Below are 25,057 nucleotides of genomic sequence, written 5' to 3'. Positions count from 1 at the left end.
AAAATATATCAGCGAATCTTAAGATATATCGGCGCAACTCGAAATATATCAGCGATTATCAAAATATATCGACTTACCGACAGAAAACGACAATACTAGCAAGCTATAAATAAAAGGAGGCTATTCAAAAACGAGCCTCCTTTTCGTTTAGTATAAAGATTTTGTCATATTATTCCGAATTATTTCAAGAGATTTCGCTACAGTTAATGCATTCTTTTCTTCAATTTCTGGTTTGCGGGGGATAGGTTTATACATGTTGTTTGGGTCTTCCCATGTGAGGGGAAGTTCTGTTTCGGCTTGTCCTTTCCAAGCGTCAATCCATTCTGTAGGGAGATAACCTGAGATGTTTTGGATGTTGTTCATTTCGAGCCAAATGAGTGCCCAAGCTCTTGGGACGACGCGCCAGTGGTCATAGCCACCACCACCGACAGCAATCCAGCGGCCTTCGCAATATTCGTTAGCGATTTCGCGAGCGAGCTTCGGTATTTCACGATAAAGATTCATCGTTGCGCAAAGGTGTGTAAGTGGGTCGTAATAATGTGCGTCAGCGCCATTTTGCGTTAAAATAATATCCGGTTTAAAGTAGGCGGCAACTTCTTTTACGACAGTTCGATATGAATCTAAAAACGATTCGTCTTCTGTAAAAGCATCGAGTGGAACGTTAAAAGAATAACTGTAGCCATTTCCTTGTCCGCGTTCATTTACAGCACCAGTTCCAGGGAATAAATAACGCCCAGTTTCATGTAGTGAAATGGTGCATACGTTAGGATCGTCGTAAAAAGACCACTGTACACCATCACCGTGATGAGCATCTGTATCAATATATAAAACACGTAAACCGTATTTTTTCTGAATATATTTCATGGCGATAGAACTATCGTTATAAATACAAAAGCCAGATGCCTTGCCGCGGAATCCGTGATGTAAGCCGCCACCTAAATTAAGTGCATGTTTTACTTTCCCGGAAAGAACAGCATCGACAGCTGTTAACGTACCGCCAACGAGTAATGCACTTGCTTCGTGCATATTTGGAAACATCGGTGTATCTTCTGTTCCGAGTCCATATGTCATCGCGATTGATTTTTCTAACTTACCTTCTCCAGCACGTTTTACCGCATTTATGTACTCCTCTGTATGAACGTAGGCGATCTCTTCATCTGTAGCCATCCGTGGTGAGATGATTTGGGAAGGAGAGATGAAACCACCCTTTTGTAATAAATCATACGTAAGTGTGACGCGCAGTTGGTTAAAAGGATGATCAGGGCTAAACGAATAGCCCCGAAAGTCATCCGAATAAATAAACGCGCTACTCATGCTTGCATCCCCATAATATTTGGCCATAATACGCGGTAGCCTTCTGCTTCAAGTGCATCAATCACTTTTAGCGGATTCATCGTTTGAATGCGGAAAACGAGTACTTTATCATTCTCATCTTTTGCTGGATAGACGAGAACGCTCACGATATTGATTTGTAACTCACTAAAAATAGCAACGACTTTTCCGAGAATACCAGGTTCGTTTTTTACTTGAATTTCAATTTGTGAACTCGGTTGATGTGCTCCTGTTAATTTCACTAACGTGTGCAGCACAGTAGATTCAGAAATGATTCCAACTAGCTTTCCAGCCTTTGTAACAGGAAGACAGCCAATTTTATTTTCGAAAAATAAAGTGGCAATTTCCTCAACGAAATCGAGAGGATGGCAAGTCATAACAGGATGTTTCATAATAAGTTCAAGTGGTTGCTTCAGCATATCGAGTGAAACTTGTTCATCTAAAATAGACGGACTTGCATCTCTTACATCCCGATCAGAAATAATGCCTACGACATGATTATTTTGATCGACAATTGGAATGTGCCGAATGCCTTTCGTGCGTATCGTTCGGATTGCTGTTTCGATTGTATCGTTTGGGTGTAGTGTCACCACATCTTGATTCATAATTTCTTCTACAATCATTCCAGTTGCCCCCTTTATTAATACATAAAACGATTGTGAAAACGTAGACGATCAAATGCTTGAATAGAATCCGTATCAACGCGTTTACCGATGCGGACCATTAAACAGTTAGCAGGGTGCGAACAAATTTCAGGATCATCTGTAGCCATCCATTGTAAGCCACCAGCATTCATCATTTTTTCCATTACTTTTCGGTACTCCCAAACATTTAAGCCTGTTTGTTTTAAATCCCAGTGCCAATAATATTCAGTCGTCAATATAATGTAATCTTCCATATGGTCGTCCATCATTGAAACTTCTAATAAGTTCTTTCCGACAGCGCAACCGCGGAAGGCAGGGACAACTTCAATCGCCCCGAGTTCAATTAAGTTTTCTATCTTTCCTTCTGACCATCGTTCGAGTGGATCAGGATACAAGTATGTAACATATCCAACAATCGTTTGGTCATGTCTAGCAATAATGAGACGAGCTTCTGGTAGTTTAGAAATTTCGACAATTGCTTTATATTGCTGCTCGGCAGGACGAAACGCAATTAAGTCTGGATGAAATTCATACATTTCTAAGTTATGTGTAGAGACAGGACCTTCAATAATTAAAGTGCCTTTCGCTGTTTTTAAGTTTCTAGCATTATATATTTTTTTATGAATCAATGTATTGCTCACCACCTTGAGGGTTTGTGAATCTATTCATATCGTACTTTATAATATATGCGATGTGAATCGAAATTTGTCATTAAAAATTTGTCTGAAAATCAACAAATATACTGAAAATTTTAAATAATGTTATTATAATAGATAATAGAATACATAGGAGGGGGATGTAAAGTATGAAAGTAGAAACGCTTCCTGTCATTAAAGGAGAAAATAATTTGCCGAATTATGATGAGGCATACGCGAATTTTAACTGGGAAGAGGTTAATAAAAACTTTACTTGGAATGAGACAGGCCGAGTAAATATGGCGTATGAGGCAATTGACAAGCATGCGAAATCCGATCGTAAAAATAAAGTAGCCCTTTATTATCAAGATGGATCGCGAAAAGAGAAGTATACATTTAAGGAAATGAAGGATTTTTCTAATAAAGCAGGAAACGTCCTGAAAAATTATGGCGATGTAGAAAAAGGCGATCGCGTTTTTATTTTTATGCCGCGTTCTCCAGAATTATATTTCGCACTTCTTGGTGCAGTGAAATTAGGGGCAATCGTAGGTCCACTATTTGAAGCGTTTATGGAAGGCGCAGTTCGCGATCGTTTAGAAGATAGCGAAGCAAAGGTGTTAATTACAACGCCTGAATTGTTAGAGCGTGTACCATTAAATGATTTACCAGCCTTAAAAACAGTCTTCCTTGTTGGAGATAATGTAGAAGAAGGCGGCAAAACGGTATCGTTTAATCCTTTATTTGAACAAGCTTCAAAGGAATTACATATTGAATGGTTAGGCCGTGAAGACGGTTTAATTCTACATTACACGTCTGGTTCTACTGGTAAGCCAAAAGGTGTGCTTCATGCGCAAAATGCAATGGTGCAGCACCATCAAACGGCGAAATGGGTATTAGATTTAAAAGAAGACGATGTATATTGGTGTACAGCTGACCCAGGCTGGGTAACTGGAACAGCTTACGGTATTTTCGCACCGTGGTTAGTTGGGGCATCAAATGTTGTTTTAGGTGGCCGCTTTAGTCCGGAAGCGTGGTATGAAGCGCTGCAAGATTACGGTGTAACAGTTTGGTACAGTGCGCCAACAGCGTTCCGTATGTTAATGGGAGCTGGACAAGACGCAATTAAAAAATATGATTTATCACAAGTTCGTCACGTATTAAGCGTTGGTGAACCGTTAAATCCAGAAGTAATTCGCTGGGGTATGAACGCATTTGGACTTCGTATTCATGATACGTGGTGGATGACAGAAACAGGTGGACAAGTTATTTGTAACTACCCTTGTATGGAAATCCGTCCAGGTTCAATGGGTAAACCAATTCCAGGTGTGAAAGCAGCGATTGTTGATAATGAAGGAAATGAAGTTCCTCCATACACAATGGGTAACTTAGCAATTGGTAAAGGTTGGCCAGCGATGATGCGTGGAATCTGGAATAACCAGCAAAAGTATGAATCTTACTTTATGCCGGGAGACTGGTATGTATCAGGTGATTCTGCTTATATGGATGAAGATGGATACTTCTGGTTCCAAGGGCGTATTGATGATGTAATTATGACGTCAGGTGAGCGCGTTGGTCCGTTTGAAGTAGAAAGTAAATTAATCGAGCATGCTGCTGTTGCAGAGGCTGGTGTAATTGGTATTCCTGATCCAGTGCGCGGCGAAATCATTAAAGCATTTATCGCGCTTCGGGCAGGATACGAACCATCTGATGAATTAAAAGAAGAGATTCGTCAATTTGTAAAAAAAGGACTAGCAGCTCATGCAGCGCCAAGACAAATTGAATTTAGAGATAAATTACCGAAAACGAGAAGTGGTAAAATTATGCGCCGCGTATTAAAAGCGTGGGAGTTAAACTTACCAACAGGTGACTTATCAACGATGGAAGATTAAGAGAGGAAGGTCTGAACGAAATAACGTTCAGGCCTTTTTTTGTAAATAATAAAGGAGATAAGGTAGATGAAGATACCGATTTTAGAAGGAAATATAGTGTATTTACGTTCTATAGAACCCGAAAAAGATTACACCGAGTGGTATGAGGTAATGAAAGATCCTGATATGCATCATTGGACAGGGAATACAATCCCGAAAGATAGTAATGAGATTAAAGAGCTGTTACAAACTTATAAAGATTTGAAAGATATTATGGCTTGGTCAATTATAATGAAACAATCAAAGGAAATGATAGGGACATATTGGATCTCTATGCCAACGATGAATGAAAATAAAAAGTTAATTGTAAGTTCAGAGGCTCAGCGGATTGCACGTAAATTTTGGCGTGCAGGTGTCAATCGAGAAGCAAGAAATTTAATATATAATTATATCTTTTTAACTTTAGAAGTGGATGAAGTTCATGCGCAGGCTTGGGATAATAATATAAATTCATGCAGGTCTATGGAGAGAATAGGATTTAAATTAGAGAAACAAGTGAAACGCTCATTTCCTAAATACGATAAAATATTTTTGGAAAACCATTATGTGCTATTTAAAAAGGACTGGCTTGCATAAAAGGTTATGGTTGAAAAAAATATTTGTTGATGTAAAATAAAAGCGAAACTTATACATACGAGTTAAAGGGGAGAAGGAAATGAAAACAGAAAAAGAAAAGATGATACAAGGGGAAATGTACATACCAGCTGATCCTGTTTTGGTGCAAGAGAGGGAGCAAGCTCGTATACTAACGAGAAAATTAAATGAAACACCAGAAGTACAATTAAAAGAGCGTAGCGAAATCGTAAAAGAATTATTCGGAACGACTGGAGATAACATTCATCTTGAATCTTCTTTTAGATGTGATTATGGCTATAACATTCACGTTGGCGAAAATTTTTACGCGAACTTTGACTGTACAATTTTAGATGTATGCCCGGTGACAATCGGAGTGAACTGTATGTTAGCTCCAGGTGTTCACATTTATACGGCAACACACCCGCTTGATCCGATAGAGCGCATAAGCGGATCAGAATACGGAAAACCAGTTACAATTGGTGATAACGTATGGATTGGCGGAAGAGCGGTTATTAATCCTGGTGTCACAATTGGAGACAACGCGGTAATCGCATCTGGCGCCGTCGTAACGAAAGATGTGCCGGACAATGTAGTAGTTGGTGGAAATCCTGCAAAGATTATTAAAAAAATAAAATAATATTTGAACGAAGTGCCTTCCTCGTCTGTATACATTTATGAAAGAATAGATGAGGGAGGCTTTTTTATGTCTAATAAATTACTTCTTACTTTTGCTTTACTTGGAATTATAGTCGTATTTTCTTGTGGCTTGCTATTACCGATGCCAATCGGATTTAAAGTATCAATGATTACAGCTGGGGTTATGATGATTGTTATGTTTTCAATCATTATCCCGTTTGATAGAAAACATATAGTACGGAAAAAAGGATATAAAATTGATTTTACAAAAACAAAAGTGTATTTTCGCTGGAATGTATTTGATACGATTTCGGCTTGTCTTGCAGTGTATGCATGTATATGTGTGCAAGCATTAAATATTTTAGTTTCAACGGGACAGACAATACAAAACCCGTATGTTCAATTTTTTACGAATCAATCCCAAGTATGGATTATCGTAGCAAGTTGCTATTTAATTTCCCGCATTTCATTAACGTTAAAAGGAATAAAGGAGATCAAAAATCATGGCGCAGATTGGGATTGAGGAAGAGCTCATGCTTGCGTATCAAAGTGGAGATAAACAGGCGGGAGAAAAACTATATGTTTTAATCAAACCAGCGCTATACACATTTTTATATCGATTTAACCGAGATGAACAATTAAGTATCGACCTTGTGCAAGATACGTTTTTGATGCTAGAGCGAAAGAAACATATGTATGAACCTGAAAAAGGAAAAATAAAAACGTATTTATTCCAAATTGGTTATCGCCTTATGATTAATAAATTAAATAGAAGAAAAAAGTGGCGTACGCTTTTGCCGTTTTTAGTGCCGATTCAGGAAAAAGAATTTTCTCACGAAGATCGGCTCACAGTAAGAGAGGCAATTTTGAAAGTTCCGGAAGAGCAGCGGGCTGTCCTTATTCTTTCTTATTATCATGATATGCAGCAAAAAGAGATTGCGGAGATATTAAATATTCCGATTGGAACAGTGAAGTCGAGACTCCATAACGGGATAAAGAAATTGAAACAATTGCTGGAGGTGGATGAAATTGAGCGAAAATCCCTTTAAGAATGAATATAAATTACAGCAACATTTAGATAGTGATCATGTAGAAATACCGGATTTTCCAAAAACGGTAAGTCGCTTCGACCGATTAATTGGATTTCTTGGTTCTCCAGCGAAAGATCCTGTGGAGGCGACGATTGGAAATGATTTATCGGTTGTGTTTCATGTATCGTTATTAGTTGGGGTTCCAATCCTTTCTCTTATTACGATACTCTTTGCGACGTTGTAAAGGATTGGAAAGAAGAGAAACCCGACCTCTATTTGACATGCCTATATAAATGATGGTATAAAGAAAAGTATATGAATAATTGAGCGTGGAAAGGGAGAAGTAGTGATCATTTCCCTGTTTTAGAGAGCTGATGGTCGGTGAAAATCAGCACATAGATGATCGCGAATTACGCCCCTAGAGCATCTTTTTTCGATTGAATTGTATTCAAAAGGGAAAAGACGGTGCTAAGCCGTTATATAAATAAGGTGGTAGGCTTTTTTGGCCTGCAACTAGGGTGGTAACGCGATAATCAAAATCGTCCCTTATTTGAAGGGGCGATTTTTTTATGTTTTCAACCTTCACGCCAGTAATGAACTTAAAGGAGAGTATGTAGGATATGGGTATTTTACAAGATCTTGAATTTCGCGGTTTAATTAATCAGCAAACAGATGCTGAGGGACTTGAGCAATTATTAGAAAAAGAAAGCGTTAAATTATACTGTGGTTTCGATCCGACAGCGGATAGCTTACACATCGGTCATATGTTACCAGTATTAATGTTACGTCGTTTCCAATTAGCTAGTCACCAACCAATCGCACTTGTTGGCGGTGGTACTGGTATGATCGGTGACCCAAGTGGTAAAAAAGCAGAGCGTACATTAAATACGAAAGATACAGTTGCTTACTACACAGAAAGCATTAAAAACCAACTTTCAAACTTCTTAGAGTTCGAAAACGTGGACAACCCAGCAACAATGGCTAATAACTATGATTGGCTTGGTAACTTAGATGTCATTTCATTCTTACGCGATATCGGTAAAAACTTCGGTTTAAACTATATGTTAGCAAAAGATACAGTAGCATCTCGTTTAGATACTGGTATTTCATTCACTGAGTTTAGTTATATGATTTTACAATCATACGACTTCTTAAACTTATACCAAAACCATAATTGCCGCTTGCAAATCGGTGGTAGTGACCAATGGGGTAACATTACAGCTGGTCTGGAATTAATCCGTAAATCAGAAGAAGATGCGAAAGCATTCGGTTTAACAATTCCACTAGTTACGAAATCTGACGGTACGAAGTTTGGTAAAACAGAAGGCGGCGCGATTTGGTTAGACCCAGAGAAAACAACTCCTTACGAGTTCTACCAATTCTGGATTAACACAGATGACCGCGACGTTGTTAAATACTTAAAATACTTCACATTCTTATCTCATGAAGAAATTCTTGAGCTTGAAAAGCAAGTAGCTGAAGCACCAGAAAAACGTGCAGCACAAAAAGCATTAGGTTCTGAAATGACTAAACTTGTTCACGGCGAAGAAGCATTAGAACAAGCAATTAAAATTTCAGCTGCATTATTCAGTGGTTCTGTAGCAGAACTGACTGCAAGCGAAATCGAGCAAGGATTCAAAGATGTACCATCTGTAGAACGTACTGCAGAAGATACAGTATTAATCGACTTACTTGTAGAAAGCAAAATCTCTCCATCAAAACGTCAAGCACGTGAAGATGTAACGAACGGCGCAATCTACGTAAACGGTGAGCGTACACAAGCATTAGACTACGTTGTAACAGAAAACGACCGTATCGAAGGTAAATTCACAATCATTCGCCGCGGTAAAAAGAAATATTTCTTAATTCGTTACTAATTAGAAACGAATATAAAACAAATAGTACCCCGGATTGTAGGCTGAAAAGTTTATGATTCGGGGTTTTTATGTATAAATTTAGATTGCCTTACGAGTTCTTGTAAATAGAATATGAAGAATTAATATGAGCAGATAAAGTAAGCTAATGAGCATAACAACAAATGCTGTTGGATAAAATTTTGCCGCATATATAAAGAAATCGATTTGATAAATATCTTCGTAATTTGAAACGGTGCCTTTAAAGTAATTCGTAAACTTAGCGCTATATTTCCATTCATCAGGATCATCTATTAAATTACTCCCCTGATACCAATTAATAAGTGCGGAAGTAATAAAGAACATACATGCACTACCTAATTGAACCATTTGATTTATTGTCAAAATGAATCAACCTCCTATTTTATGGTTATTATAGCGTGCATTCGTATTCTTGTAACCTTTTTGTTGTAATCTCCTTTTCGAGTTCATACGGAAATCACATGTAAGCGGTATGATAAATGTATAACAACTAGAAAGGAGTGGTAAAACAAAATGTCACTAGAAGCGCTCATTATTTTTTCTTTGCTAAACGCGGGTCAGCTTGCAGAGAATTCGAAGGTTGATATACATAAAGAGCAGAAAGATGCTTATGTATATGTTCAAAAAGAGGAAAATAAATAACTTTATTTTATATATAAACTTCAAAAGCCAATCCATTGGATTGGCTTTTTGTCAGGTTGTTGGAAAAAAAGCGTACATTTTTCTCTTTTAAACATTAGCTAAAATTTGATCATAGCACGAAGTAATAAGTGCTTCCAGATCTTTTAAGTCATTAACGTTATCAATAAAAATTCTACTCACTCCCTGTGATTTTGGGGCTTGTTCAACCACAAAATTAGGGCATAGCTGTTTCGTAGCTTCTAAATCGAGTCTTACAACTAAGGATTTTGCATCGCCATCAAGGAAGAGACGTATAAACCATTTTGTGATTACACGATTCATGATACAAAAATAACTAATGGTATCTTTATATTTGAGGTTACTGATATCTCTTTGATGCTCAGTTAAAATCTCTTTAACAATGTTAAATGCGGTTAGTTCATTTTCTGTAGTGAAAACTCTATCTGTTTTGTCTTCTTTGTTAATGTCTTCAATTATTTCGGTAGAAGCAGCTGCAACTAGGCTTGTTTCTATTTTCTCCGATGTTTTTGTTTCTTTTGGTGTTAAACCATCACTGATTATTTCTAATAGTGTTCGATTAATTGCTTTTTTAACGATTGGTCGGAATCGCTCTAAAACGTTATTTGTAATTCTAGTTGAGCTAAAGTCTCTAATTAGAAAACGAAGGAAGTCATCTGAAGGATTTTTAAATAGTTCTTTAATTGTAGAGTTTAAATTGGTCATATAAATAAGCTCTTCAGCATATTTTACGATTTCTTCAGCTTCAAAATTTTCTTTTGTAAAAGTTTCAATCGTTTCAATATCTAAATTAGTTAAATTATCCATGCTGAATGTGAAGAAAGGTTTTTCATCCATCACATTGTCATTTGTTAAATCAGTATAAAACTTGTATTCTACACCATTAGTTAGTACCCCTACTTTGACATCAGGTAAGGCATTGAAATATCTAGATAGTTGCGCATCGTGTTTAAGGAGATTTTCTGTTACAGATTTTGCCTCGATTAAAATAATTGGAACCCCATTTTTAAAAACCGCATAATCGACTTTTTCTCCCTTCTTAGTTCCGAAGTCTGCAACATACTCAGGTCTAACTTCTAAAGGATTAAAAACGTCATAACCTAGTTTTTGAAGAAAAGGAATAATTAATGATTGCTTGGTCATTTCTTCATTAGTTATGTACTCTGTTCGTTCTAAAATTTGGTTAGCTATTTTGTTTATGTCATTTCTGAATTCCATATCAATGTCTCCTCGTTATAAAGTTTAAAAATCTTTAATATTATTGTTATTCCGTGAAAATTCATAATATAACAGAGTTCTTTATGGAAACAGGGAGGTTATTCTTTTTGTTTTAGATGGGAGTATAGGGTATTGGGATTTTTATGTTATGTAGGATATAAAAATAATGGGGGAATTGAAAAAAGCCAATCCACAGGATTGGCTTTTTGTCATTAACGAGAGTAGAACTCTACGATTAATGCTTCGTTGATTTCAGCTGCTAACTCAGAACGCTCAGCGTGACGAGTGTAAGTAGCTTCTAATTTATCAGCATCGAAAGTTAAGTATTCTGGTACGAAGTTGTTAACTTCGATCGCTTCTTTAACAACAACAAGGCTGTTAGATTTTTCGCGAACGCTGATTGTTTGACCAGGTTTTACACGGTAAGATGGGATATCTACGCGAGATCCATCAACTGTGATGTGGCCGTGGTTTACTAATTGGCGAGCTGCGCGACGAGTGCGAGCTAAGCCCATACGGTAAACTAAGTTGTCAAGACGAGCTTCAAGAAGGATCATGAAGTTTTCGCCGTGCTTACCAGGCATTTTACCTGCTTGGTCAAATGTGCGACGGAATTGACGCTCAGTCATGCCGTACATGTGACGAAGTTTTTGTTTCTCTTGTAATTGTAAACCGTATTCTGAAAGTTTCTTACGTTGGTTAGGACCGTGAGGACCTGGTGCGTAAGGGCGTTTTTCTAATTCTTTTCCTGTGCCGCTTAGAGAGATTCCAAGACGACGAGACAGTTTCCAAGCTGGACCTGTATAACGAGCCATAGTTGACTCCTCCTTTAAAAATGTTTTTATTTACGTAAAATAAAAACAGACGTAATCGATATTTACGGGCATTTTGTTTTCATGTACCTTCGCTCCAGCAGCAGGGAGTTACGAGATACACCTCCGTAGAGGAACAAAATACAAACGATAAACTCACATTACAAGGCTGCCTTTTTATTTTACACAAACGCTATTATATCTTTTACCCAGAGTTTCGTCAAGCAAGTACGTTTTTGTTTTATGCATATAAATTTTGGAAATGAACAAGAAGGAATTTAAAACGATATAAAAGAAGTGATAGAAACACAAATAAAACGCTTACATAAAATGTAGTAAAAAATGTTCATTAATTTTTTTGATGAATATGCAGTAATAAAAACATAAAAGGGGATGTTTTTATGAAAAAGAAGCGTATGGAGACAGCGTTAATTCATCACGGTTATACTTCTGAGGAACATAAAGGAAGTTTGACACCACCGTTATTTCAAACGTCTACATTTACATTTGAGACTGCGCAGCAAGGGGAGGCGAGTTTTGCGGGAGTGGATCCGTCTTATATTTACTCAAGACTTGGAAATCCAACCGTAAAATTATTTGAAGAACGTATGGCGGTGTTAGAAGGAGGAGAAGAAGCTCTTGCTTTCGGATCCGGTATGGCAGCTATTTCAGCAACGTTAATTGGTTTTCTAAAAGCTGGAGATCATATTATTTGTTCAAATGGATTATATGGGTGCACGTACGGTTTTTTAGAAGTATTAGAAGAGAAGTTCATGATTACGCATTCGTTTTGTGATATGGAGACAGAGGATGATGTCGAAAATAAAATCCGACCAAATACAAAGGTTATTTTTGTTGAAACACCGATTAATCCAACGATGAAATTAATTGATTTAAAACAAGTGATTCGGGTTGCGAAGCGAAATGGCTTACTTGTCGTTGTTGATAATACGTTTTGTTCACCTTATTTACAAAGACCGCTTGAGCTTGGTTGTGACGTAGTTGTGCATAGTGCGACAAAATATATTGGCGGTCATGGCGATGTAGTGGCGGGTGTAACGATTTGTAAAACGAAAGCGTTAGCTGAAAAAATTCGCCCGATGCGAAAAGATATTGGCGGTATTATGGCGCCGTTTGATGCGTGGTTATTGTTACGCGGATTAAAGACGTTAGCGGTAAGAATGGACCGCCATTGTGATAATGCCGAAAAAATTGTATCGTTCCTGAAAAATCATGATGCGATAGAAGGTGTTTGGTATCCTGAAGGGGAGTTAGCATCTCGCCAAATGAAACGAGGCGGCGGTGTGATTTCTTTTTCAGTAAAAGGCGGAAAAGAAGAGACGCAAGCGTTTATCAATGACCTTCACTTTATTACAATTGCCGTAAGTTTAGGGGATACAGAAACGTTAATTCAGCATCCTGCAACGATGACGCACGCTGCGATTCCAGCTGAGCTAAGACAAGAAATGGGCATTTATGATAATTTAATACGTTTATCTGTCGGTTTAGAATCATGGGAAGATATCGTGTCTGATTTAGAGCAGGCGTTAAAGAAAATATCTACTGTGAATCAATAAAAAAGAGTGAGCTATCGGTTTCGTACGTGATGTACGCAATCGATAACTCGCTCTTTTCTTTTTTAAATATGTTTTAAAAGTGTTTCCACAAACTTTTCTAAATAGCGCTGATCTACTTCATCAAAACGATTTTTTTCAGGGCTATCAATATCAAGTACACCAATGACAGTTTCTTCTTTCACAATCGGTACAACGATTTCTGAATTCGAAGCACTATCGCAAGCGATATGTCCTGGGAATTGGTGAACGTCTGCTACAAGCTGCGTTGTTTTTGTTTCAGCTGCAACGCCGCAAACGCCTCGTCCAAATGGAATGCGCACGCAAGCAGGCATTCCTTGGAATGGTCCAAGAACAAGCTGATTTCCTTCTGTTACATAAAAGCCAACCCAATTCACACGATCTAAAAATTGGTTTAATAATGCGGACGCATTTGATAGGTTTGCGACTACGTTTGATTCGCCGGTTAATAATGCATCCAGTTGTTTAATTACGGTCTCGTATTGCTGCACGCGAGAACCTGCATAACTTTCTTTTGTAAACATGGAAACAGCCCCTTTTTTATCGAGATGTGTAAAATATTAGCAAAATACGATGTATTTCACATGACTTTGTCGATAGAAAATTAAAGGAATTTGTCTTGAAAGTCAAGAAATTTACACTATAGCTGTTCAGTGAGAGGAAGTGAGCGCATGAAACAGACGAAACAAAAAGTAATTGATGCGGCAATATCGTTGTTTAACACGAAAGGTTATGATGGAACGTCGGTGCGAGACATTGCAAAACGAGCGGATGTGAATGTAGCGAATATTTCATATTATTTTGCTGGAAAGCAAGGCCTATTAGAGCAGCTTATTACGGATTTTTTAGAAGGGTATATTCATGTGATTGAAACGTCCTTTGAACAGAGAGAGTATTTGTCGGCTAAAGATGTGATGGTGCAAATGGTGCGCGGGATTTTACGATATCAATTTGAAAATAGGGAACTGACACGTTTCTTCTACCGAGAGCTTTCACTGGATACGACATTAATTCGCGAAGTGATGACCATTTACTTTTCTAAAGAAAGATATTATATAGAGCAAATCATAAAGCAAGGACAAATGAAACGAGAGTTTAAGAAGGTATCTTTTACAATGTTTATGACGCAATTAAAAGGCATGATGAATATGCCGTTTTTATATCCGCAATATATATCAGAAGTGCTGCATTCTTTTCCGTCTGAGACATTTTTCATAGAAATGTACACGAAGGAAATTGAACAATGGATGGAACAAACATTATGTATAACGAATATGTATCAGGAATGGCCAAGAGCTGTTCATATGTGAAAAATCCCCACCTAACGAACTGAGGTGGGGATTTTTGTGCTTTCTTTTCTTTGCCATACATTGTTGCATAATAGCGCGATAATTGTTAAAGAGGCTCCGGAAATTTCAATTTTGTCGACTGTATAACCTCGAAAGATGGAACCGATAAGTGCAAGTATAGGAACTAAATTCATAAATAATATGCCGTTAATAGATGAAATATAGCGATTTCCTGTGTTCCAGCAAAATACAGCGATAACGCCTGCAATAATCGACATATACAAGAGTTCAAAACGAACGTTCATAATTGTACGTAGTGAAGGTACAGTAACAACGTTTGTGTAAGTGAAGAAAGTGACGATAACGATGAGTGAAATTGAGCCGAATAGACAAGTTAACGTCGTATACCTGAGTGGTGACCAAGATTGAAAACGAGCACCGCCGTTCGTATAAATGACCCAGCAAGTAACGCCGCATAGCATAAGTATATTTGTTGAGAGGTGACTGGCAGCTCCAAATAATAAGTGAATATTTCCTTTTGAAATGACAAGCATCACACCGAGCAATGCAACGAACATACAAAGGAATGTGTAGTTTTGTGGGCGTTTATTTTTTGTTATCCACTGCAATAATAAAGCGATGAGTGGCATAAGAGACTGAATCATTGCGGCATGGATGGCTCCAGAAGGTCCGGCAAGTTGTTAACCGTAAAAAACGAGAAAACCGTATCCAGCGAAGCCGACCGTTCCGTAAAAGAATAACGAAAGTGTTCTTTTTTCTAAGCGGAGTGAAGTTTTTCCTTCAGTAATGGATAACAAAATAAGAAAAATTATAGCTGCTGATCCGTATCGGATAGTTGTGAAGAAGAACGGATCAATAAACTGCAGGGCATTTGCCATGACAGGAAACATAAATCCCCAAGCCGTTACGGCAAGTAAGCATAGGAGGGATCCGAGTAGCATTTGTTTTTTGTTCAAGAGTTTCATTCCCCTTTATATTTCGTTATAGTAAGTTGATGAAATAAGTATAAAGAGTAATTGTTTATAGAAGGAAATATCGATTTTTTATGACAGTTATAACTTTTTGTTAGAGGTGTGTACGATGGATTTGGAGGCAGTACGATCGTTTCTTGAAGTAAAGAATACGCGAAGTTTATCGAAGGCGAGTAAGCTTTTACATATTTCTCAACCCGCGCTTAGTAAGCAAATTCAAAGATTAGAAGCGGATTTAGAGGTTACTTTACTGAAGCGTTCCGCGCAAGGAGTGGAATTAACAGAAGCTGGAGAGTTATTTATAACAAGAATGTTACCGATTTTGAAACACATATATGAAGTGAAAACCGAAATGAAGACTTTTCAAGAGAAGCGGAAAATTTCTATAGGTATATTGCCAAGTTTAGCAGCTCATTACATATCAAAATGTAAAGATGTATTAGGTGAAGAACTCGAAGTAGAATGGAAAATTGAGCATACGAAAGTACTAATGGGACTCTTTAAAGAACGGAAGATTGAAGCGATGTTCGTCGATTCAGTAGTAGAAGGCGCTACGTGTATAAAAGAAATGCGAGAAGAAAAAATTGTTTGTGTCGTTTCAAATGATCACCTTTATAAAGAGAAAACAGTGATCCGAATGGAAGATTTGCAAAATGAAAAGTTAATCGTATATCCAGAAATCTGTGATGTAAGGAAAATGATTACGAATATGTTTCAGGGGATAGGTACGAAACCAATCATTGCATTTGAAACTTCTTATGCAGAACCGATGCTTGCGATGGTCGGGGCTGGACTTGGTATTACGTTACTTCCAGAAATGTCAGTAAAGCAAGCGGTAAAGCAAGGGAATGTGCATGCGATTTCTATTGAACCACCACTTGCACGCAAAATTTATTTCGTATCCCATATGGAAGAGAACCCGTTATTGCAATCATTTGATGATGGAAGCTAATCGAAACAGAAGATTGAGAAAGATTACAATTGCATTGAAAGAAACATGAAATTTTAAAAAAAACTAGGTCAAAAACAAGCCATTACATGGTATGATTAGTACATTGTTAGTTGTTAAATATAGGGGAATTCCCTTTTTATACATAATGCCTTCCATTTCATAAACGGAACGGACAAAAAAAGAGATATAACTAGGAGGCTTTTTTGCATGGATTCTATCCTGACGATCGTTATCATTGTAGTAAGCTCTATTCTAGTGCTGCTCATGATAGAGCTTGTGATAAGAAATCGTTCATATAAAGATATTGAAGCACTTGAGCAGTGGAAACAAGAGATAAAAGATAAACCTGTGGCAGACGAACTAAAACGGGTGAAAGATTTAAACATGACGGGTCAAACAGAAGAACTGTTTGGTAAATGGCGTGAAGAATGGGATGAGATTGTATCAACAACCCTTCCGAAAGCAGACAAAGATTTAGCGCAAGCGCGAAAATTCGCCTCGCAATTCTCCTTCCGAAAAGCAAAGCATGCGATGAATGAATCCATAAGTGGTTTAGATGACGCTGATAATCGTATTACAGACATTTTAAATGAATTACAGCAATTGTTAGAAAGCCATGAAAAAAATAGCTCGGAAATTGAAGAGTTACGTGATACATATCGTAGTATGAAGAAGAGTGTTCTTGCTCATAGACATATGTATGGAGCAGCAGAGCAGAAAATCGAAGAGATGCTAGATGCTGAATCTAATAAATTTAAAAGCTTTGAAGAGGCAACAGATAATGGTGACTATTTAAAAGCGAGAGAAATTGTTATTAGTTTAGAAGAAGGTTTGGCAAGCTTAGAAATCATTATTCACCAAATTCCAGATTTATTGGTAGAGTGTCAAGCGACGTTACCAGTTCAGCTGGAAGATTTATTACACGGACATAATGATATGGTAAGACAAGGTTATGTATTAGAGTATTTGGAAGTCCCTAAAGAAGTTCGTGATATGACGACACAACTACACACATGTTTAATGGATATACAGGAGCTTCATATAACGGAAGCAGCCGAAAAAGTAGAAAACTTAAAAACGCGTTTAGATGGCTTCTATGATCAATTGGAACAAGAAGTACATGCGAGACATTATGTGGAGCAAAAAACACTTTCTGTTTATGAAGACTTAGAAGAAATTCGCAATGAAACGATTGAAACAAAAGCAGAAACACAACTTGTAAAACAAAGTTATCAGCTACAAGATAAGGACATTGAGTCTCAAAAAGTAATTGAAAAGCAAATGCATATTTTAACGAAACGTTTTGAAATGCTGCAATTACGTGTTGCGGAACAAGATATTGCCTTCTCTATTATTCGTGAGGAACTAGAAGAGGTTTATGAGCAATGTGAAACGTTAAAAGTACTTCATGCAGAATATAAAGAAATGCTGCAAACGATGCGTAAAGAGGAATTTGAAGCGCGTGAGAAGTTGCAAGAAATGCGAAATATCATTTTTGAAACGAAACGTTTTATGCAAAAGTCGAATTTGCCAGGTCTTCCAGAAAGCATTATGGAAGATTTAAAAAGAGGACAAATGGCAATGCAAGCTGTATATGAACAGTTAGAAGTAAAACCGTTAAATATGAACGCTGTAAATAGCAGTTTAGAAGAAGCGTACACAACTGTTAATGGTGTAGCTGAAATGACAGAAGAGTTAATTGGACAAGCGTATTTAGTTGAAAAATTAATTCAATACGGTAATCGTTACCGCAGTCATGATGAGAACCTTGCAGAGAGCTTAAATTATGCGGAGAAATTATTCCGTGAATATCAATACGATGCAGCTTTAGAACAAGCGGCTTCTGTACTAGAGCAACTTGAACCTGGCGTTGTTCAAAAAATAGCTGAATATGTAGACAATGAACAAACCCTTTCATAAGGGTTTGTTTTTTTGTGTAATTTTGGGGACGATGTTGCTATAATGAATAGCGGAATACAGTAAGGTTATTCGTTTTAAGGTAAAGTGAAAGGGGATCCTCACTAGTTATCGGCCTTCACAATCGGGATAAAATGGAACCTTTGAGTAGTCTTAGCGTAATTACACGTATTTGTGATATGATTATATGATGTGATAGCGCTGAAAGGGGAAGAACGATGATCTATTTTGATAATAGTGCGACGACGAAGCCATATCCAGAAGCCCTTCAATCGTACGTAACGGTTGCTGGAAAATATTTTGGAAACCCTTCTTCTATTCATTCGCTTGGAGGAGAGGCAGAGCGTCTATTAACACAATCAAGAACGATTGCAGCGCAGCTTCTTCACGTTAAACCTTCTGAGATTATTTTCACATCAGGTGGAACGGAAGGGAATAACCTTGCGATTAAAGGAATAGCGATGAGGAATCGTTCGCGCGGTAAACATATCATTACAACAAATATTGAACACGCGTCTGTGTTTGAAGCATATAAACAATTAGAAGATCTCGGTTTTGATGTAACATATTTACCGGTTAATGAACATGGTGTTGTATCGGTAGAAGATGTAAATCGGGCCCTTCGTGAAGATACAATTCTTGTGTCAATTATTCACGTGAACAACGAGACTGGAGTAATTCAGCCTGTTGCTGAAATTGGAACGTTATTATCGAATTATCCGAAAATAAGATTCCATGTGGACCATGTGCAAGGGATAGGAAAAGTACCGCTTGATTTATATGCTTCTCATATTGATCTTTGCTCAATATCTGGACATAAATTCCACAGTGTAAAAGGAACGGGTCTTCTTTATGTGCGTGATGGCGTAAGGTTAGATCCAATTTTATCAGGTGGTCAACAAGAGCTTAAGTATCGCTCTGGTACAGAAAATTTACCTGGCATTGTAGCGATGGTGAAAGCACTTCGCATGACAATGGAACAAGTGAAAGAAAAGATAGCTCATTTGCACAATTTACAAACAGAGCTTGTCCGTTTCTTTAAAGAGATGGAAGATGTAACGATCAATACGTCGCTTGCCTATGCAGCACCGCACATTTTAAATGTATCATTTGTTGGTTTAAAACCAGAAGTGGTCGTTCATGCTTTAGAAGAGCACGGTGTATATGTATCGACGAAGTCTGCTTGTTCTTCAAAAGCAAATGAAGTGAGCAGAGTGTTAGTGTCAATGGGAGTACCGCATGCCGCTGCTGCAAGTGCTATTCGCATTAGTTTGGCACCAGAAAACACGATGGAAGAAGTAAAACAATTTGAAGGTATTGTGAAAGAGACGATGCCAAAATTATATGAAGTGATGAGGTAAAGAAATATGATGACATATGAGTATATTTTAGTTCGTTATGGAGAGATGACGACTAAAGGTAAGAACCGTTCTAAATTTGTAAGCACATTAAAAGATAACGTAAAGTTCAAACTGAAAAAGTTCCCAAATATTAAAATCGATGCAACACATGATCGTATGTATATCCAATTAAATGGTGAAGACCATGAAGCAATTTCTGAAAGATTGAAAGATGTATTTGGTATTCATAAGTTTAACTTAGCGATGAAAGTACCATCAGAATTAGAAGATATTAAAAAAGGTGCATTAGCAGCTTTCTTACAAGTAAAAGGCGATGTGAAAACATTTAAAATTACAGTGCACCGTTCTGATAAGCGCTTCCCAATGAAAACGATGGAGTTACTTCCAGAAATCGGTGGGCACATTTTAGAAAATACAGAGGATATCACAGTAGATGTTCATAATCCAGATGTGAATGTACGTATAGAAATTCGCAGTGGTTACAGCTATATTATGTGTGGTGAGCATATGGGAGCTGGCGGTTTACCAGTTGGCGTTGGCGGAAAAGTAATGGTACTTCTTTCTGGTGGTATCGATAGCCCAGTAGCAACGTACTTAACGATGAAACGCGGCGTGTCTGTGGAAGCAGTTCACTTCCATAGCCCACCTTTCACAAGCGAGCGTGCAAAACAAAAAGTAATCGATTTAGCACAAGAGTTAACGAAGTACTGTAAACGTGTAACACTTCACCTTGTTCCATTTACAGACGTGCAAAAAACGATTAATAAAGAAATTCCATCTAGCTATTCAATGACAGTTATGCGCCGTATGATGATGCGTATTACAGAGCGTATCGCAGAAGAGCGTAATGCACTTGCAATCACGACGGGTGAAAGCCTTGGACAAGTAGCAAGCCAAACATTAGATAGTATGCATACAATTAACGAAGTAACAAACTATCCAGTTATTCGTCCACTTATTACGATGGATAAATTAGAAATTATTAAAATCGCTGAAGAAATCGGCACATATGATATTTCAATTCGTCCGTACGAAGATTGCTGTACAGTATTCACACCAGCAAGCCCAGCGACGAAGCCGAAGCGTGAAAAAGCGAATCGTTTTGAAGCAAAATACGATTTCACACCATTAATCGATGAAGCTGTAGCGAACAAAGAAACAATGGTATTACAAACGGTAGAAGTAGTGGCGGAAGAAGAAAAATTCGAAGAACTTTTCTGAAACCATAAATTACCATATCTAAAACATGTATGAAGTCATGTTGTTTATCACACTCTATACTCACAAGGAGGTGATACAACATGGCAAGCAACAATAAATTAGCAGTATCTGGTGCTCAAGCAGCATTAGATCAAATGAAATACGAAATCGCTCAAGAGTTTGGTGTTCAACTTGGAGCTGATGCAACATCTCGCGCTAACGGTTCTGTTGGTGGCGAAATCACTAAACGTCTAGTTTCACTAGCTGAGCAACAATTAGGCGGTTTCCAAAAATAATCCCATATATGATGGCTTAGAAAGAGCGGGTTCTCCCGCTCTTTCTTTTTGTTGTTTGCACCGTTATACATTTATCCCGCTTTAATGGGCAGTAAGACCCCCACCTCAAAATTCAGCGAAAGCAAAGAAGTTAGGTGGGGGATCAACTGCCCATAAAAGTCCGATTGGTTCAACTAATAATCAGTGGGGGATGAAGAAAACCCCCACTGATTAAAGTTTCACTTTATTTCGACATAGACATAAAAAATTTGTCAAAAGAAGAGGGTTCAAAATTAACTGAAAATTCTTTATTATATAAGGGAGGCATAGAAATGGAGGAGGATATTGTATGAAGAGAGAAGAATTGTTGGCGCCGCCGTCTTATAATTTAGTTTCTGAAATAGAGAAATATACAGGTGATAAAGAGAAGCTTGCTTTAATTTGGCAAGATGATAAAGGAAATAGACGAGAAGTTACATACACTGAGTTAATGCAAGGTGCGAATAAAATTGGAAACGCTTTTATAAAGAGTGGTCTACAAAAAGGGGACAAGCTTCTTATCATGATGCCGCGTTTAATTGAAGCGTACATGACGTATATCGCTGCAATTAAAGCAGGATTTGTCGTAATTCCAAGTTCGGAAATGTTACGTAAAAAAGATATTGAATATCGAATCGAGCACGGGGAAGTAAAAGGGATTGTAAGTTATGAGCCGTACATTGGCCAGTTTGATGATATAGAAGCGATGGAGTCTCTTCAAAAATTCGTTCTGAGCGAGCAGTCAGTAGATGGATGGATTAATTTAAAAACAGCGTTAGAAACAGAAAGTGACCTGTTAGAAATGGCGAAGACAGATAAAGAAGATATGGTCTTTTTATCTTACACGTCAGGAACGACAGGAAATCCAAAAGGTGTTGTTCATACGCATGCGTGGGCATACGCTCATTTACGTACGAGCGCTCCAAATTGGCTCGGAATTGAAGAGAATGATGTTGTGTGGGCAACAGCTAGTCCAGGCTGGCAAAAATGGATTTGGAGTCCGTTTGTAGCAACTCTCGGATCAGGAGCAACAGGATTTGTATATCACGGTAAGTTTGAACCAAAAACGTATTTAAATTTATTAGGTGAGAATAAGGTGAATGTGCTTTGTTGTACGCCAACTGAGTATAGATTAATGGCAAAAGTAGAAGACTTAAGCCAGTACAATTTAGAAGCGTTACATAGCGCTGTATCGGCAGGTGAGCCGTTAAATAGAGAAGTCATTGAAACATTCCAAAAGCACTTTAATATTACAGTGAGAGACGGCTATGGGCAAACGGAAAATACATTGCTTGTTGGTGTAATGAAAGGGATGGATATTAGACCAGGATCAATGGGAAAACCAACGCCAGGCAACCACGTTGATATTGTAGATGAGGAAGGTATTCCGGTGCAGGTAGGAGAAGTTGGTGATATTGCAGTTCACATTGAAACACCAGCCCTCTTTAAACAATATTATAAAGACGATGAGCGCACAGCGATGCAATTCCGCGGTGATTATTATATTACCGGTGATAAAGCGAAGAAAGATGAAGACGGCTATTTCTGGTTTGAAGGGCGCGGTGATGATATTATTATTAGCTCTGGTTATACAATCGGACCGTTTGAAGTAGAAGATGCACTTGTAAAACATCCTTACGTAAGAGAGTGCGCAGTTGTTGCAAGTCCTGATGAAATTCGCGGAAGTGTCGTGAAGGCATTTATCGTATTAAGAGAGAATATAGACAAAAACGAAGAAACATTAATTCCAGCACTCCAACAACACGTCAAAGAACTCACTGCACCATATAAATACCCTCGCAAAATTGAATTTGTAGATGAACTACCAAAAACGATTTCCGGAAAAATTCGCCGTATTGAACTTAGAAAACAAGAGATGGAGATTCCATCAAAATAATTTCGAAAATAGTTGAATGAACTGTAAACCGTATGGTATTATAAAAACGAACGTAAGTTCGATTTTGTAAATTAAAAAAAGAGGTGTCCGTATGATTTTAGGTATTAATCCGTACTTAGTTTTAGATGGTAGTGGGCAAGAAGCTGTACAGTTTTATAAAGAGGCGTTAGATGCAAAAGTAGAAGTCATGCAAACGTTTGGTGACATGCCTGAAAATCCAGAATATCCGATTCCAGCTGAAGCGAAAGAGCGCGTTTTACATGCTACTTTAAAAGTTGGTAATACGGACCTTATGATTTCTGATACATTCCCAGGTCAAGGGCATGCAATCGGATCTCAAGTAACAATTGCAATTCAAATTAGTGATGCAGAAAAAGCGAAAGAAGTATTCGAAAAGTTACAAGAAGGTGGAGAAGTTATTATGCCACTTCAAGAAACGTTCTGGAGCCCAGCATACGGACAACTAAAAGATAAATTTAGCATTGAATGGCAAATTACAACGTCTACTACTGAGCAAAAGTAATTTTTAGAAAAGCACCATGTTTTGAAATGGTGCTTTTTTTTATACAATAAAAACAAAGGAGATGGGATATATGGGAGAAATTTGGTATGGCGGCACCATTTATACGATGAGAGAAGAGAATGAAAAAGTAGATGCTGTTTATGTTGAAAACGGTATGATCGTTGATGTCGGGAGTAAAGAAGAGTTAGGAGACCGATATGCTACGGTTAAATTGCATGATTTAGAAGGTAAAACGATGATTCCAGGTCTCGTTGATAGTCATATGCATCTTATTGGGCATGGAGAGAGGTTACTCCGTCTAGATTTATCAAACTGCACATCTTATAGCGAAGTGCTGACTCTCGTGCGGAAGCGAGTGGAAGAAGCTCCAAAGGGCTCTTGGGTTATTGGAGAAGGATGGAATGAAAATAACTTTATAGATACGAAAGATGTTCATGTGAAAGATTTAGATGAAATTTCGAAAGAACACCCCATTTTATTAAAGCGTGTTTGTCGTCACGTGACGTGGGTGAATTCATACATACTGCAAGAAGCGAACATAACAGAAGCGACGCAAGACCCGAAAGGCGGAAAAATTGGCCGTGATGCGTCAAATAATTTAACAGGACTTTTATATGAACAAGGGCAAGAGTTAATTAAACATGTTCAGCCAGAAATTGATGAAGCTTATTTACAAAGCGCTTTGCAAACAGCGATTAAAGACTGCTGGCAATATGGTCTGGTTGGTGGGCATACGGAAGATTTAAATTATTACGGTGGTTTTAGAAAAACGCACAATGCGTTTTCTCATGTTACAAAGGAAATGCCATTTAAAGCACATTTACTCGTTCACCATGAAGTAGCGCATGAACGAAAAGAATATGAAAATGAGCATTATATTGAATTTGGGGCGATGAAAATTTTTTCTGATGGTTCTTTTGGCGGAAGAACAGCTTTATTAAGTGAACCGTATGAAGATGCGCAGGAAACAAATGGAGTTGCGATCTTCTCACGCAAAGAGCTTGCGGAGTTAGTGAAAAAAGCACGAGATTTACATATGCCAGTAGCGATTCATACAATCGGTGACTTATCGCTAGAATATGTCATTGATGCACTTGAATTATATCCACCAGCAGAAGGATTACGTGACCGTATTATTCATTGTCAGCTCGCTCGTGAAGAGTTGATTGAGAGAATGAAAAACTTACAAGCCATTATTGATATACAACCAGTTTTTGTTTCATCAGATTTCCCATCAGTCATTGAAAAACTAGGCGAGCATCGTCTTCGTTATGCGTACGCTTGGAAGACGTTATTGGAAGCAGGATTACACTGCAATGGTGGATCTGACGCGCCAATTGAACAAGTGAATCCATTTTTAGGCATATATAGCGCTGTTACACGCAGAAGTTTTATTGACGGTGTATGTTATATGCCAGAAGAGAGATTAACGGTATATGAGGCTGTCTCTTTATTTACAACAGGAAGTGCCTATGCAATCGGAACAGAAGCGAAGCGAGGACAAATTGCAAAAGGATATGAAGCAGATTTTACGATAGTAGATCGCAATATTTTTGAAATAGAGGCTGAAGAAATAAAAGAAGTACAAGCAGAAATGACCGTAATTGATGGGAAGATTGTGTATAGGAAAGACGTGTGAAATTATATCGA

At 37.8% G+C, this 25,057-nt stretch carries 25 protein-coding genes, 1 pseudogene and 1 other annotated feature; of the genes and pseudogenes, 18 read left to right on the top strand and 8 right to left on the bottom strand.

Annotation, left to right across the window (positions count from 1 at the left end):
* Positions 1-147 precede the first annotated feature (147 nt).
* From acuC to acuA, 3 genes are read right to left on the bottom strand one after another with little or no spacing between them, the layout of a single operon-like run.
* A complete protein-coding gene (acuC, locus tag PDL00_RS14170; protein WP_270729660.1) occupies positions 148-1,314 on the bottom strand; it encodes an acetoin utilization protein AcuC in 1,167 nt (388 codons plus the stop codon).
* Complete coding sequence (locus PDL00_RS14165) at positions 1,311-1,955, bottom strand: acetoin utilization AcuB family protein (RefSeq protein ID WP_000634568.1); 645 nt, start codon at positions 1,953-1,955, stop codon at positions 1,311-1,313. The genes acuC and PDL00_RS14165 overlap by 4 nt, the downstream gene beginning before the upstream one ends.
* A 17-nt stretch (positions 1,956-1,972) precedes the next feature.
* Positions 1,973-2,605, bottom strand: a complete 633-nt coding sequence (acuA, locus tag PDL00_RS14160) for an acetoin utilization protein acetyltransferase AcuA (protein WP_061680131.1) — start codon at positions 2,603-2,605, stop codon at positions 1,973-1,975.
* 176 nt (positions 2,606-2,781) lie between these two features.
* Here acuA and acsA point away from each other — a divergent pair, with 176 nt between their 5' ends.
* From acsA to tyrS, 7 genes are all read left to right on the top strand, one after another.
* On the top strand, positions 2,782-4,500 hold the full coding sequence (acsA, locus tag PDL00_RS14155) for an acetate--CoA ligase (RefSeq protein WP_270729656.1): 1,719 nt from the start codon (positions 2,782-2,784) through the stop codon (positions 4,498-4,500).
* 66 nt (positions 4,501-4,566) lie between these two features.
* Entirely contained in the window at positions 4,567-5,115 is a 549-nt protein-coding gene (locus tag PDL00_RS14150) for a GNAT family N-acetyltransferase (protein WP_270729654.1), read from the top strand.
* Positions 5,116-5,194: 79 nt separating this feature from the next.
* Positions 5,195-5,752: a maltose acetyltransferase domain-containing protein gene (locus PDL00_RS14145; protein ID WP_098130571.1), complete on the top strand. Its 558-nt coding sequence runs from the start codon at positions 5,195-5,197 to the stop codon at positions 5,750-5,752.
* A gap of 66 nt (positions 5,753-5,818) precedes the next feature.
* Positions 5,819-6,274: a hypothetical protein gene (locus PDL00_RS14140; protein WP_000066455.1), complete on the top strand. Its 456-nt coding sequence runs from the start codon at positions 5,819-5,821 to the stop codon at positions 6,272-6,274.
* Complete coding sequence (locus PDL00_RS14135) at positions 6,255-6,800, top strand: RNA polymerase sigma factor (protein ID WP_097818395.1); 546 nt, start codon at positions 6,255-6,257, stop codon at positions 6,798-6,800. Before PDL00_RS14140 ends, PDL00_RS14135 begins: the two co-directional genes overlap by 20 nt.
* Entirely contained in the window at positions 6,781-7,026 is a 246-nt protein-coding gene (locus PDL00_RS14130; protein ID WP_088048001.1) for a hypothetical protein, read from the top strand. Before PDL00_RS14135 ends, PDL00_RS14130 begins: the two co-directional genes overlap by 20 nt.
* A gap of 77 nt (positions 7,027-7,103) precedes the next feature.
* Positions 7,104-7,332 (top strand) — a binding site (T-box leader).
* Positions 7,333-7,402: 70 nt separating this feature from the next.
* Complete coding sequence (gene tyrS, locus PDL00_RS14125; protein ID WP_270729646.1) at positions 7,403-8,659, top strand: tyrosine--tRNA ligase; 1,257 nt, start codon at positions 7,403-7,405, stop codon at positions 8,657-8,659.
* A gap of 78 nt (positions 8,660-8,737) precedes the next feature.
* Here tyrS and PDL00_RS14120 read toward each other — a convergent pair whose 3' ends face one another.
* Positions 8,738-9,040: a YjdJ family protein gene (locus tag PDL00_RS14120; RefSeq protein ID WP_063260697.1), complete on the bottom strand. Its 303-nt coding sequence runs from the start codon at positions 9,038-9,040 to the stop codon at positions 8,738-8,740.
* Positions 9,041-9,190: 150 nt separating this feature from the next.
* Between PDL00_RS14120 and PDL00_RS14115 the strand changes: the two genes are divergently transcribed.
* Positions 9,191-9,319: a hypothetical protein gene (locus PDL00_RS14115; protein ID WP_000050940.1), complete on the top strand. Its 129-nt coding sequence runs from the start codon at positions 9,191-9,193 to the stop codon at positions 9,317-9,319.
* A gap of 87 nt (positions 9,320-9,406) precedes the next feature.
* Here the strand turns inward: PDL00_RS14115 and PDL00_RS14110 are convergent, their stop codons facing one another.
* Both PDL00_RS14110 and rpsD read right to left on the bottom strand, forming a co-directional pair.
* On the bottom strand, positions 9,407-10,555 hold the full coding sequence (locus PDL00_RS14110) for a type I restriction endonuclease (RefSeq protein ID WP_000395711.1): 1,149 nt from the start codon (positions 10,553-10,555) through the stop codon (positions 9,407-9,409).
* A 212-nt stretch (positions 10,556-10,767) separates the two neighbouring features.
* Complete coding sequence (gene rpsD, locus PDL00_RS14105) at positions 10,768-11,370, bottom strand: 30S ribosomal protein S4 (protein ID WP_000135322.1); 603 nt, start codon at positions 11,368-11,370, stop codon at positions 10,768-10,770.
* Between the two features lie 398 nt (positions 11,371-11,768).
* On the opposite strand from rpsD, the gene megL reads away from it, so the two are divergent.
* The gene (gene megL, locus PDL00_RS14100) at positions 11,769-12,944 is read left to right on the top strand and encodes a methionine gamma-lyase (protein ID WP_270729642.1); all 1,176 of its coding nucleotides are present in this window, start codon (positions 11,769-11,771) and stop codon (positions 12,942-12,944) included.
* Between the two features lie 62 nt (positions 12,945-13,006).
* Here megL and PDL00_RS14095 read toward each other — a convergent pair whose 3' ends face one another.
* Positions 13,007-13,486, bottom strand: coding sequence for a GAF domain-containing protein (locus tag PDL00_RS14095; RefSeq protein ID WP_048531757.1), 480 nt, complete (start codon positions 13,484-13,486; stop codon positions 13,007-13,009).
* A 147-nt stretch (positions 13,487-13,633) separates the two neighbouring features.
* On the opposite strand from PDL00_RS14095, the gene refZ reads away from it, so the two are divergent.
* Positions 13,634-14,272 carry a forespore capture DNA-binding protein RefZ gene (gene refZ / locus PDL00_RS14090; RefSeq protein ID WP_061679867.1) on the top strand — a complete coding sequence of 213 codons (639 nt, stop codon included), beginning with the start codon at positions 13,634-13,636 and terminating at the stop codon, positions 14,270-14,272.
* 11 nt (positions 14,273-14,283) lie between these two features.
* Here the strand turns inward: refZ and PDL00_RS14085 are convergent.
* Positions 14,284-15,228: pseudogene (locus PDL00_RS14085) on the bottom strand (DMT family transporter).
* 124 nt (positions 15,229-15,352) lie between these two features.
* Here PDL00_RS14085 and PDL00_RS14080 point away from each other — a divergent pair.
* The 8 genes from PDL00_RS14080 to PDL00_RS14045 all read left to right on the top strand — a co-directional run bounded on the left by PDL00_RS14080 (position 15,353) and on the right by PDL00_RS14045 (position 25,046).
* The gene (locus PDL00_RS14080; protein ID WP_270729637.1) at positions 15,353-16,195 is read left to right on the top strand and encodes a LysR family transcriptional regulator; all 843 of its coding nucleotides are present in this window, start codon (positions 15,353-15,355) and stop codon (positions 16,193-16,195) included.
* A 207-nt stretch (positions 16,196-16,402) separates the two neighbouring features.
* On the top strand, positions 16,403-18,115 hold the full coding sequence (gene ezrA / locus PDL00_RS14075; protein ID WP_270729635.1) for a septation ring formation regulator EzrA: 1,713 nt from the start codon (positions 16,403-16,405) through the stop codon (positions 18,113-18,115).
* 215 nt (positions 18,116-18,330) lie between these two features.
* A complete protein-coding gene (locus tag PDL00_RS14070; RefSeq protein WP_242250894.1) occupies positions 18,331-19,473 on the top strand; it encodes a cysteine desulfurase family protein in 1,143 nt (380 codons plus the stop codon).
* Positions 19,474-19,479: 6 nt separating this feature from the next.
* Entirely contained in the window at positions 19,480-20,694 is a 1,215-nt protein-coding gene (thiI, locus tag PDL00_RS14065; RefSeq protein ID WP_242250893.1) for a tRNA uracil 4-sulfurtransferase ThiI, read from the top strand.
* Positions 20,695-20,774: 80 nt separating this feature from the next.
* Positions 20,775-20,969, top strand: a complete 195-nt coding sequence (locus PDL00_RS14060) for an alpha/beta-type small acid-soluble spore protein (protein ID WP_000157912.1) — start codon at positions 20,775-20,777, stop codon at positions 20,967-20,969.
* 328 nt (positions 20,970-21,297) lie between these two features.
* Positions 21,298-22,884 (top strand): acyl-CoA synthetase MbcS, encoded by a 1,587-nt coding sequence (mbcS, locus tag PDL00_RS14055; protein WP_242250892.1) that lies wholly within the window; start codon positions 21,298-21,300, stop codon positions 22,882-22,884.
* 91 nt (positions 22,885-22,975) lie between these two features.
* Positions 22,976-23,407, top strand: a complete 432-nt coding sequence (locus PDL00_RS14050) for a VOC family protein (protein WP_088097996.1) — start codon at positions 22,976-22,978, stop codon at positions 23,405-23,407.
* 70 nt (positions 23,408-23,477) lie between these two features.
* Entirely contained in the window at positions 23,478-25,046 is a 1,569-nt protein-coding gene (locus tag PDL00_RS14045) for an amidohydrolase (protein ID WP_270729629.1), read from the top strand.
* Positions 25,047-25,057 lie beyond the last annotated feature (11 nt).

Source organism: Bacillus cereus group sp. TH152-1LC (assembly GCF_027710505.1).
In the GTDB taxonomy this organism is placed as follows: domain Bacteria; phylum Bacillota; class Bacilli; order Bacillales; family Bacillaceae_G; genus Bacillus_A; species Bacillus_A mobilis.
This window is presented reverse-complemented; position numbering and strand designations above follow the sequence as displayed.